General features: G+C 67.7%; 6 protein-coding genes. 1 reads left to right on the top strand and 5 read right to left on the bottom strand.

Annotated elements, in window-relative coordinates:
* Window positions 1–8 precede the first annotated feature (8 nt).
* The 4 genes from DMX10_RS26055 to DMX10_RS26070 all read right to left on the bottom strand — a co-directional run bounded on the left by DMX10_RS26055 (window position 9) and on the right by DMX10_RS26070 (window position 8,425).
* A complete protein-coding gene (locus DMX10_RS26055) occupies window positions 9–3,296 on the bottom strand; it encodes a DUF2126 domain-containing protein (protein ID WP_111263816.1) in 3,288 nt (1,095 codons plus the stop codon).
* Between the two features lie 302 nt (window positions 3,297–3,598).
* A complete protein-coding gene (locus tag DMX10_RS26060) occupies window positions 3,599–4,720 on the bottom strand; it encodes an SO2930 family diheme c-type cytochrome (RefSeq protein WP_111263817.1) in 1,122 nt (373 codons plus the stop codon).
* A complete protein-coding gene (locus DMX10_RS26065; RefSeq protein ID WP_111263818.1) occupies window positions 4,717–5,958 on the bottom strand; it encodes a parallel beta-helix domain-containing protein in 1,242 nt (413 codons plus the stop codon). The genes DMX10_RS26060 and DMX10_RS26065 overlap by 4 nt, the downstream gene beginning before the upstream one ends.
* A 187-nt stretch (window positions 5,959–6,145) precedes the next feature.
* Window positions 6,146–8,425 (bottom strand): YgiQ family radical SAM protein, encoded by a 2,280-nt coding sequence (locus tag DMX10_RS26070; protein ID WP_111263819.1) that lies wholly within the window; start codon window positions 8,423–8,425, stop codon window positions 6,146–6,148.
* A gap of 228 nt (window positions 8,426–8,653) precedes the next feature.
* Between DMX10_RS26070 and DMX10_RS26075 the strand changes: the two genes are divergently transcribed.
* Window positions 8,654–10,540, top strand: coding sequence for a diguanylate cyclase (locus tag DMX10_RS26075; protein ID WP_111263820.1), 1,887 nt, complete (start codon window positions 8,654–8,656; stop codon window positions 10,538–10,540).
* Between the two features lie 3 nt (window positions 10,541–10,543).
* On the opposite strand, the gene alr is transcribed toward DMX10_RS26075, so the two are convergent.
* On the bottom strand, window positions 10,544–11,620 hold the full coding sequence (gene alr / locus DMX10_RS26080) for an alanine racemase (RefSeq protein ID WP_111263821.1): 1,077 nt from the start codon (window positions 11,618–11,620) through the stop codon (window positions 10,544–10,546).
* Between the last annotated feature and the right edge of the window lie 286 nt (window positions 11,621–11,906).

Below are 11,906 nucleotides of genomic sequence, written 5' to 3' on the forward strand. Positions count from 1 at the left end.
CGCACAGCTTAATGGCGACGCAGGTCCAGGGTCATTGGCAGCTCGTCGTTCCTTTGCGGCTGTTGCACCTGCAGCTTGCCGGGGCTGTGGCCGAGGCGGAAGAAGCGCGCCAGGCGCCGGCTTTCGGCCTCATAGGCGTTGACCGGGAAGCTGTCGTAGCTGCGCCCGCCGGGGTGCGCGACGTGGTACTGGCAGCCGCCGAGGGAGCGCTGCATCCAGGTGTCCACCAGGTCGAACACCAAGGGCGCGTGGACGCCGATGGTGGGTTGCAGGCAGGAGGCCGGCTGCCAGGCGCGGTAGCGCACGGCGCCGACGAATTCGCCGACCCGGCCGGTGCTCTGCAGGGGCACCGGCTCGCCGTTGCAGGTGAGCACGTAGCGGTCCGGGGCCAGGCCGCCGAGCTTGAGCTGCACCCGCTCCAGGGACGAATCGACGTAGCGCACGGTGCCGCCGCCGGCGCCCTCCTCGCCCAGCACGTGCCAGGGTTCCAGGGCCTGGCGCAGTTCCAGCTCGATGCCCTTGACCATGAAGTCGCCGTACTTGGGGAAGCGGAATTCGAAGTGCGGCGCGAACCACTCGCCGCGCACCGGGTAGCCCGCCTCGTTGAGCTCGTGCAGCACGTCGTCGAAGTCCTGCTGGACGAAGTGCGGCAGGAGGAAACGGTCGTGCAGCTCGGTGCCCCAGCGCGCCAGCTTCGGCGGCGCGTAGGGCTGCTCCCAGAAGCGCGCCACCAGGCCTCGCAGCAGCAGTTGCTGGGCCAGGCTCATGCGAGCGTGGGGCGGCATCTCGAAGGCGCGCAACTCCAGGAGGCCGAGGCGGCCGCTGCTGCTGTCGGGCGAGTAGAGCTTGTCGATGCAGAATTCGGCGCGGTGGGTGTTGCCGCTGACATCCACCAGAAGGTTGCGCAGCAGGCGATCCACCAGCCAGGGCGGGCAGTCGGCACCGGGTTCGGGCATCTGCGCGAAGGCCACCTCCAGCTCGTAGAGGGCGTCGTTGCGCGCCTCGTCCACCCGGGGGGCCTGGGAGGTGGGGCCGATGAACAGGCCGGAGAACAGGTACGACAGCGAGGGGTGGTTGTGCCAGTAGCTGATCAGGCTGCGCAGCAGGTCGGGTCGGCGCAGGAACGGCGAGTCCGCCGGTGTGGCGCCACCGAGGACGAAATGGTTGCCGCCACCGGTGCCGACATGACGGCCGTCGACCATGAACTTCTCGCTGGCCAGGCGCGTCTGCCGCGCGGCCTCGTAGAGGAACTCGGTGCGTTCGACCAACTCCTCCCAACTGCTGGAAGGGTGGATGTTCACCTCGATGACGCCCGGGTCCGGGGTGACGCGGAATACGTTCAGGCGCGGGTCGCCGGGTGGCTCGTAGCCCTCCAGCAGTACCGGGCATTCCAGCTCGCGCGCCGTGGCCTCGATGGCGGCGACCAGTTCCAGCCAGGGTTCGAGTTCCGCCAGTGGCGGCATGAACAGGTACAGGCGCCCGTCGCGGGGTTCGGCGCACAGGGCGGTGCGGACCACGCCGGCAGCCGACTGGTGGAGGCCGGGCACGGCCTCGGCCTGGCCCTTGCCCGGCGCGCCCTGGCGCAGCTGGGTGCGGATCTGCGCGGCACGACGCAGCGGCGGGAAGGCCTGGCCGGGGTCGGCGGCGTGGATGTAGGGGTAGTCGGCCTCGCTGACCCAGGGCTGCGAATCCAGCGGCAGGCGGTAGCCCATCGCCGAATCGCCGGGCAGCAGGCGGCAGTGCTCGTCGCGCAGGAACCAGGAACCGGTCTGCCAGCCGTCGCCACTGGCGCTGCGCCCCAGGGGCAGTACCTGGCCGACGATCTCGCCCAGGCCCTGCTCGAAGACCTTGCGCAGGCGCTCGCGCTCCAGCGGGTCGGCGAGGCGGGCGTCCTCGGGGGTGACGTTGACCGGCAGCCGGCGCTCGCGCCAGAGGTAGTAGTACCAGTCCTCGTAGGCCGGGAAGATGCCGTCGGCGGCCAGGCCCAGGCGGCCGGCCAGTTGCGCGAGGAAGCGCCCGGCCAGCTCGGCGCTGGCGTCGTAGCCACGGCCCTCGTCGGCCAGCAGGGCCGGGTCGTTCCAGATCGGCTCGCCATCGCGGCGCCAGAAGCAGTTCAGCGACCAGCGCGGCAGTTGCTCGCCGGGGTACCACTTGCCCTGGCCGAAGTGCACCAGGCCGTTGGGGGCGTAGTGGTCGCGCAGGCGGTGGAACAGTTCGGCGGCCAGGCGGCGCTTGTTGGGACCGAGGGCGGCGGTGTTCCACTCCGGGTCGTCGGGGTAATCGATGGCGACGAAGGTGGGCTCGCCGCCCATGGTCAGGCGTACGTCGCGGGCCAGCAGGTCGCGGTCGATGCGCCGGCCGAGGTCGAGGATCGCCGCCCATTGCTCGTCGCTGTAGGGCCGTGTGACCCGGGGCGCCTCCCAGATACGCTCGATGCGCATGTCGTGGGAGAACTCGCACTCGCACTCGTCCACCGCGCCGCTGATGGGCGCTGCCGACGACGGCTCGGGGCTGCAGGCGAGCGGTACGTGGCCTTCGCCGGCGAACAGGCCGGAGGTGGGATCGAGGCCGATCCAGCCGGCGCCGGGCAGGTACACCTCGCACCAGGCATGCAGGTCGGTGAAGTCCACCTCGGTGCCGCTGGGGCCGTCGAGGGCCTTCTGGTCGGCGGTGAGCTGGATCAGGTAGCCGGAGACGAAGCGCGCCGCCAGGCCGATATGGCGCAGCAGCTGCACCAGCAGCCAGGCGGAGTCGCGGCAGGAGCCGGAGCCCAGCTCCAGGCTCTGCTCGGGCGTCTGCACGCCGGGCTCCATGCGGATCAGGTAGCGGATGTCGCGGGAGACGCGCTGGTTGAGTTCCACCAGGAAGTCGACGCTGGCGCGCGGGGTGAGGTCGATGGCGGCGAGGTACCTGGCGAACAGTGGCGTGGCCGGCTGGCGGCTGAGGTAGGGCGCCAGCTCGCGTTGCTCCTCGGCGGTGTAGGCGAAGGGCGCCTGCTCGGCGTAGGGCTCGAGGAAGAAGTCGAAGGGGTTGAACACCGCCATCTCGACGACCAGGTCGACCTCGACCTTGAGCTCACGGGTCTTTTCCGGGAACACCAGGCGCGCCAGGTAGTTGCCTTGCGGGTCCTGCTGCCAGTTGATGAAGTGCTTGCCCGGCTCGACCTTCAGCGAATAGCCGAGGACGCGCGTGCGGCTGTGGGGCGCCGGGCGCAGGCGGACGATCTGCGGACCGAGGGCGACCTCGCGGTCGTAGCGGTAATGGGTGACGTGGTGCAGTGCGACGTGGATCGACACGGCGTGCCTCCTGCGAGCCTGAGCGATGGCCTTGCTGCGCAAGTCTCATGCCAGCGCGCAAGGTGCTGTTTTGTCGATGGGTGCGCCCCGCGCCGGCACTGGAACGGGGCTCGGGACGCACTGCTTCGAACGGCGTGCACGAAAATGGTTCGTGTCGCGTGCCGACGACCATGAAGTGCGAGTGAGCATAGACAGGGAAGATGACGGGGATGGTGCCCTGTGGGAGCGAATTCATTCGCGATCAGCGCCGTGCACGCCCATCGCGGTTGAAACCGCTCCCACAGAGGCCCCGGTGCCTGCCGCTAGCTGCGGCAGGCACCGGGCAGGCCGGCGATCCAGCGCTCCAGCAGGTCGAGGCCCTCGCGGTGGACGGCGGAGCGGCCGAGCTCGGGCATCATCACGCTGGGGTCGGTGCTTTCGACGCGGTAGGTGAGGACCGACTCCTCGGGCTTGCCCGGGTGGATGTCCACCAGGCGGTCGCCGGAGCCCTTGCCGGCGGCCACGGGCTGCTTGCACAGGCCGAAGTTGATGCCCATCGGCGCGGCGGCGTCGAGGAACAGGCCGGAGGTGCGTGCCGGGCCCTTGGGGTTGTGGCAGTGGCCGCAGTTGGCGTCGAGGTAGCTGCGGGCCTGCAGCTCCAGGCTCTCGCCATCGCGCGGCTGGCCGAACAGGGCGTTGCGCGGGACGCTGGCCACCGCTGCCGGCAGGCCGCTGAGGAAGCCGCGCTTGTGCCAGTGGACGAGCTGGTTGTCGGGCCCGTCGGCATAGACCAGGTCCTTGTTCAGGTGCCGCGCCTTGGGGCCGAGGGGGCGCACGCCCTCGCCGTGGCGCTCCTCGTGGCAGCCGGCGCACTGGTTGGCGTCGGGCACCTGGTAGTCGACGGCGAGGCGCTCGCCCTTCGCGTCCAGCAGCTCCAGGTCGAAGCTGGCCCCGGCCCATTCCAGGGTGGCCTCCTTCTGCGCCTCGTCCCAGACGTAGGGCAGCGCCACCCAGCCGTCCTTCTGCCGCAACAGGATGCGCGTCTCCACCAGGCGCACGCGATCCAGCGCCAGGCCGGCAGCCGGGTCGCGGTCGTCATCGGCGTTCTTCAGCAGGCGGCCCTGCGCATCGCGGGGGTAGTAGAAGGTCTTGGTCAGGACGGTGCCGACGGGGTAGTCGAAGTGGTCCTCGCCGTACTTGGCGGCCTGGCCTTCGGGCATCCACAGGGTGCGCATCTTGTGCGCGTAGTCGGTGAACAGCGGTGTGTTGAGGTCATAGGGCAGCACGGCGGCCACCGGCTGCAGGTGGCCGTCGGCCAGGCGCAGCATGCCCCACTCGCTGAGTTTCTCGGGGTAGGCATCGCCTTCGGGCATGAAGCGCGGCTCCGGCTGCCGGCCGCAGGCGGCGAGCAGCAGGAGGGCGATCAACAGCAAACCGCGCTTCATGCGCCGGGGGCCTCCTTGGCCGAGCCGAGGACGATTTCCGGCAGCGCCGGCAGCTTGCAGCGGTGGGCGGACATGTCGGTGGTGATGTTCTTGTAGCCGTTGGGGCCGTCGACGTTGATCAGCGTGGCGTCGCCGTTGTCGACGCAGATGCCCAGCTCCGCCGGAAGCTTGCCGTCCACCAGCTTGTCCGGGTTGACGTAGCCGTCCCAGAGGATGTCGGGCAGGCGCCCGCCGAGGCCGAACTTGGCCACCTTGAGAGCCTTGAGTTCGAGGTTGTCGGGGCTGTCGCCACCGGGGCCGAAGCGGTTGCCGTGGATGGCGATGCGCTCGGGGTAGGGGTCGAAGTTCTCCGAGGTGGAGAGGTTGGTGTAGCCGGTGCTGAAGTAGCTGCTGACGATGACGTTGGCGGTGCGGTGGCCGCTGATGTCGTTGTCGAAGATCTCCACATCGTCGTTGGAGTTGATCACCACGCCGGAGCCCGCCGGCACGCTGGCCACGGGGGTGCCCTTGTGGCCGAAGTTGTCGTGGTCGTTGTCCTTGACCTGGTTGCGGTAGACGCGGGTGCCGTGCCCCGGCTGCTGCAGGTTGGGCATGTTGAACACGAGGATGCCGCCGGTGTTGCCGGTGGCGAGGTTGTCGTAGACGTCGGCGCCGATGGTGTTCTCGATCTCGATGCCGGCGACGTTGCGTTCGGCGCGGCTGTTGCGCACCACGACATTGCGCGACTGGCCGACGTAGATGCCGGCGTCGGAGGCGCCGATGGCCACCGCGCCTTCGATCAGGGTGTTCTCGGTCTGCACCGGGTAGATGCCGTAGGCGCCGTTCTCGGTGGCCGGGCCGTTGGTCCATTCGGTGCGCACGTTGCGGATGACGATGTTCTTGCCGCCCACCACCTTGAGCGCGTCGCCCTTGGTGTCTTCCAGGGCCAGGTCCTCGATGGTGAAGTCGGAGGCGTCCACCAGCAGCCCCTCGGCTCCGGCCTTCTGGCCCTTGAAGTTGAGGATGGTCTTGTCCATCCCGGCCCCCTTGATGGTCACGCCACTGGCCTTGAGGCTGAGGCTGCGGTCGAGCTGGTAGGTGCCGGCGGGTATCTCGATGACGGTGCCCGGCTTGGCCTTGATCAGCTTGGCCTGCAGCTCCTTCTGGAAATCCACGTGGGTGGTGGGCGTCTTGTCCTGCTCGCCGCAGCCGGCCAGCAGCACCGAGAGCGCGAGAAGGGAAAGGGAGGCGATACGCATGGCGGGCTCCGTCGTTGTTCTTATGAGATTGGAACTATAGTGCCAAAAACATTTTGTAACCAGTCCCTTCGAGTAACCATCCGGGGCGAGAAGGCGGGCGACTGATGTCGCCCTACACCCCGTGGACGGTGGCTGGAAACGAAGACGCCAGCACGGGGCTGGCGTCTTCATTTAACGGCACGGCGGATCAGCGCGGTACCGGGGGGCGCTTGCCGGGCTTCTTGGCACCCTTGCCGGCGCCGCTCTTCTCCGCCTGGCGCCGGGCCTGGGCTGCGGCCTTGGCTTCCTCGCGCTTGTCCCAGGGCTTGCTGCCGTCGCTGGCACGGGGCGGCAGGCCGGTGTGCTGGGTGAGCATGGCCTTGCCGACCTTCTTGCTGCCGGCCGGGGTGGAGTTCTTGCGGCGGGCGCTCTGGTAGCCGTCGGTTTCCGGCTGGTGGGTGGGGATCAGCTGGTGCTTGCCGTTGCCGATGAGGTCGGCGCGGCCCATGCGCTCCAGTGCGGCACGCAGCATCGGCCAGCCCTTGGGATCGTGGTAGCGCAGGAAGGCCTTGTGCAGGCGGCGCTGCTCCTCGCTCTTGACGATCTTCACCCCTTCGCTCTTGTAGGTGACCTTGCGCAGGGGGTTCTTGCCCGAGTGGTACATGGCGGTGGCGCTGGCCATGGGCGAGGGGTAGAAGGCCTGCACCTGGTCGGCGCGGAAGCCGTTGCGCTTGAGCCACAGGGCGAGGTTCATCATGTCCTCGTCTGTGGTGCCGGGGTGGGCGGCGATGAAGTACGGGATCAGGTACTGCTCCTTGCCCGCCTCCCTGGAGTACTTCTCGAACATCTGCTTGAAGCGGTCGTAGCTGCCGATGCCGGGCTTCATCATCTTGTCCAGCGGGCCGCGCTCGGTGTGCTCCGGGGCGATCTTCAGGTAGCCGCCGACGTGGTGGGTGACCAGTTCCTTGACGTACTCGGGCGACTCCACGGCCAGGTCGTAGCGCAGGCCCGAGGCGATGAGGATCTTCTTCACACCGGGCAGGGCGCGGGCCTTGCGGTACAGCTCGATGAGCGAGCTGTGGTCGGTGTTGAGGTTCTCGCAGATGCCGGGGAACACGCAGGACGGCTTGCGGCAGTGACGCTCGATCTCCGGGTCCTTGCAGGCGATGCGGTACATGTTGGCGGTCGGCCCGCCGAGGTCGGACACGACGCCGGTGAAGCCGGGCACCTTGTCACGCATCTCCTCGATCTCGCGCAGGATCGAGTCGTGGGAGCGGTTCTGGATGATGCGGCCTTCGTGCTCGGTGATGGAGCAGAAGGTACAGCCGCCGAAGCAGCCACGCATGATGTTCACCGAGAAGCGGATCATCTCGTAGGCGGGGATCTTTTCCTTGCCGTAGGCCGGGTGCGGCACCCGCGCGTAGGGCATGCCGAAGACGTAGTCCATCTCCTCGGTGGTCATGGGGATGGGCGGCGGGTTGAACCACACGTCGGTCTCGCCGTGGCGCTGCACCAGGGCTCGGGCGTTGCCCGGGTTGGTCTCCAGGTGCAGCACGCGGTTGGCGTGGGCGTAGAGCACCGGGTCGTTGCGCACCTTCTCGAAGGACGGCAGGCGGATCACGGTCTTCTCGCGGGTCAGGCGCGGGTTGGGCAGCAACTGCACCACCTTGGCCTCGTTCGGGTCCTTGACCGGGCCCTTCTCCTGCTCGATGGCGCAGGCAGCGGTGTCCTGGGTGTTGACGTAGGGGTTGATGATCTTGTCGACCTTGCCCGGGCGGTCGATGCGGGTGGAGTCGATCTCGAACCAGTCCTCCGGGGTGTCGCGACGGATGAAGGCGGTGCCGCGGATGTCGGTGATCGAGTCGATCGTCTCGCCATGGGCCATGCGCTGGGCGATCTCCACCACGGCGCGTTCGGCGTTGCCGTAGAGGAGGATGTCGGCGCAGGCATCGATCAGGATCGAGTGGCGGACCTTGTCCTGCCAGTAGTCGTAGTGGGCGATGCGGCGCAGCGAGGCTTCGATGCCACCCAGCACGATGGGCACGTGGGTGTAGGCTTCCTTGCAGCGCTGGCTGTACACCAGGCTGGCGCGGTCCGGTCGACGGCCGGCGACACCGCCCGGGGTGTAGGCGTCATCGGAGCGGATCTTCTTGTCGGCGGTGTAGCGGTTGATCATCGAGTCCATGTTGCCGGCGGCGACGCCGAAGAACAGGTTGGGCTCGCCGAGCTTCATGAAGTCGTCCTTCGAGCGCCAGTCCGGCTGGGCGATGATGCCGACGCGGAAGCCCTGGGCCTCCAGCAGGCGGCCGATGATCGCCATGCCGAACGAAGGATGATCGACGTAGGCATCGCCGGTGACGATGATGATGTCGCAGGAATCCCAGCCAAGTTGGTCCATCTCCGCCCGGCTCATTGGCAGGAAAGGTGCAGGACCGAAACATTCGGCCCAGTACTTCGGATAGTCGAACAGCGGCTTGGCGGCTTGCATGGCAGGGACCGTCGGATCTCAGGTGAAAAAGCGGGCGCGAAATATAGCACAAAAAATGAACAAGTCCGACTTTGGCAGTAGGTTTTCCGATGCCTTTTTCCAGCCGGCGACATATAGCTGTCATCACTTTGATACCTAATGGCTATACTCCTGCCGATAACAATACCGCCCGCCCCCAGTGGTTACGGGCACAAGGAGCGTGCGGTGCTTCGCCTAATCCATCTGACAATGATTCTGCTGGGCATCCTCGGCTTCTGCGGCCAGACCAGCGCAGCTCCCTTCCAGTTGCAGGCCGACAGCAGCGGCACCCCCTTGAACGCCCACATAGAGCTGCTGGAAGACGCCAGCGGGACACTCGGCATCGCCGACATGGCCGATCCGGCCGTGCAGTCGCGCTTCGTTCCGGCGGATGGACGCGCCTCCGTGGGGCAGAGCCGCAGTGCCTGGTGGGTAAAGGTGCAACTCAGCCGCAGCGCCGATGCGCCCGCACAGTGGTGGCTGGAGAACTCGGGCATCACCGTCTACCGCGTGCGCCTCTACCTGCCCGATGGCCGGGGCGGCTGGAGCGAGCGCGAGACCAGCGAGTCGGTGCCCTTCGCCGAAGGCCGCGACTTCGACTACCGGCGCATGGTGTTCCGCCTCCCGGAGCTCGGCACGGAGCCGCTGACCTTCTACTTCCGCAGCTACGACCCGGCGGGCAACTCCTTCCCGCTCAAGGTCTGGCAGCTGGATGACCTGCAGGACCTGCGCGCCACTGAGGACATGGGCTTCGGCCTGATCTACGGGGTGATCCTGGCGCTGTTCCTCTACAACCTGTTCATCCTCGTGGCCCTGCGTGACAAGGCCTACCTCTGGTACGTGCTGGCCACCGGTTGCGCCCTGGTGTTCATCCTCAGCATGACCGGCCACGGCTTCCAGTACTTCTGGGGCGGCTCGCCGGTGCCCTTCTGGCTCGACCGCATCAGCCTGCCGTCGCTCTGGGGCATCTTCGTCATGCGCTTCACCCAGGAGCTGCTGTACACGCGACGCGGGCTGGTCTGGGCCGACCGCGCCTTCAACGTCAGTTGCGTGCTCTACGCCATCGCCATCCTGATCAACGCCTTCGGCTACCGCGCCGAGGGTGCCCTGCTGATCGCCATCACGCCCATCGTCACCGTGCCCACCGCGCTGGTCAGCGCCGGCGTGCGCTGGTACCAGGGCTTCATCCCGGCGCGCTTCTACCTGGTCGGCTACGGCACCGTGCTGGTTAGCACCGCGGTGCTGGTGATGCGCGCGGCGGGGATCATCCAGCCCACCAACTTCACTGCCTACATGTTCCCCATCGCCGTGGCGGCGGAGTCGATCCTGTTCTCCTTCGCCCTCGCCTACCGCATCCAGATGCTCAAGCAGGAAAAGGCCGCCGCACTGGAACAGGTGGACCGCGAGAAGACCGCGCGCCTGGCGCAGATGCAGGCCAGCGCCGACGAGCTGCAGGCCGCCGTGGCCAACCGCACCGCCGAACTGGCGGCCGCCAACCAGCGCCTGTGCGAGCGCGAGCAGGAGCTGGAGCACGCGGCCTTCCATGATGCCCTGACCGACCTGCCCAACCGCCGCTACCTGATCGAGCGCGCCGAGACCGCCCTGGCCAACGCCGGCCGGCGCGGCGAGACGGTGGCGCTGATGCTGATCGACCTGGACCACTTCAAGCCGATCAACGACAAGTACGGGCACGATGCCGGCGACGCGATGCTGCGCAGCATCGGCCAGCGCCTGCGCGAGCACGTGCGGGGCGGCGACAGCGTGGCGCGCCTGGGCGGGGACGAGTTCGCGGTGCTGATCTGCGGGCCGGACGCCGAGCCCCACGCCCGGGAGATCGCCGAGCGCCTGCTGGCCGAGCTGGCGGAGCCGGTGCACTACGGCGCCCAGAAGCTGACGGTGACCATCAGCATCGGCGTGGCGCTCTATCCCCAGCACGCGCGCCAGTTCGCCGGCCTCTACAAGACCGCCGACCAGGCGATGTACAAGGTCAAGGAGAAGGGCCGCTCGGGCTTCGCGATCTTCGGCGCGGACGGCGAGCTGTCCAGCGAGGCACGCCTGGAGCTGGACGTGCTGAAGGTGCCGAGCGGCCTGGTCTGAGCCTCAGCTCAGGTAACGCCGCGGCACCCGTGCGGTGACCTTGGTGAGCAGCTCGTAGCCGATGGTGCCGCAGGCGGCGGCCAGCTCGTCAACCGGCAGTTGCTTCCCCCACAGCTCCACCGCGTCGCCTTCGACGGCCTCGGGCAGGTCGGTGAGATCCACCGCCAGCATGTCCATCGATACCCTCCCCGCCAGCGGCGCACGCTGGCCACGGATCACCACCGGCGTACCGCTGGGCGCGTTGCGCGGGTAGCCGTCGGCGTAGCCGCAGCTGACGATGCCGATGCGCGAAGGACGCTCGGCGACCCAGGAGGCGCCGTAGCCAACGCTCTCACCCACCGCGACATCACGCACGGCGATCAGCTCGGCGGTCAGGCTCATGGCCGGCTTGAGCCCCAGTTCGCGGGCGGTGAGGTCGGTAAAGGGCGTGGCGCCGTAGAGCATGATGCCGGGGCGCACCCAGTCCATGTGGGCGGCGGGAATGGTGAGGATGGCGGCGGAGTTGGCCAGGCTGCGCTGGTCGAAATCCAGGTCCAGCAGGCCGAGGAAGCATTCCACCTGCTGCTCGGTAAGTGCGTGGCCACGCTCGTCGGCGCAGGCGAAGTGGCTGATCAGGTTGAGCTCGGCCACCTTGCCGGCGCCATGCAGCAGCCCGTGCCACTGGCGCAGGGCGTCGGCATCGAAGCCCAGTCGGTGCATGCCGGAATCCAGCTTCAGCCAGACATTCAGCGGGCGGCTGGTCTCGGCCACGAGCAGGGCCTCGGCCTGGCGCTCGCCCTGCACCACGACATCCAGCCCGAGCTGGGCGGCGATCAGGTACTCGCGGGGCTCGAAGCAGCCTTCCAGCAGCAGGATGCGCGCGCGGTCATTCATGGCGCGGACTTCCGCCGCCTCTTCCAGGCATGCCACCGCATAGCCGTCGGCGACGTCGTGCAGGACGCTGACCACCTCCCGCACGCCGTGCCCATAGGCATTGGCCTTGACCACCGCGAACACCTGGCGGCCCGGGGCACAGCGCTTGGCGACGGCATGGTTGTGGCGGATGGCAGAAAGGTCGACGGCGGCGATCAGCGGACGCATGGAAGGGGCTCATGAACGAAAACGGGCGCCCATGATAACGGCACGGCGCCCATCTTCATTGATCCATGGCGGGATTGGAGCTGGAAGCTGGAAGCTGGAAGCTGGAAGCTGGAAGAACCTGGGGGATTGGCGGATACCGTCAACGCCTGGACTTATTTATTTGGGTATTCGGAAAAGGCTGTTGATTCGGTGTTGTAGGTCAGCATCTACATTTCAATTTTAATTTCGTAGATTGCTGTTGACAGCCTGCATTCTTGGCGTTAGAGTTCATGTCAGGTGCTGAACA

Source organism: Pseudomonas sp. 57B-090624 (genome assembly GCF_003234055.1).
GTDB lineage: Bacteria > Pseudomonadota > Gammaproteobacteria > Pseudomonadales > Pseudomonadaceae > Metapseudomonas > Metapseudomonas tohonis.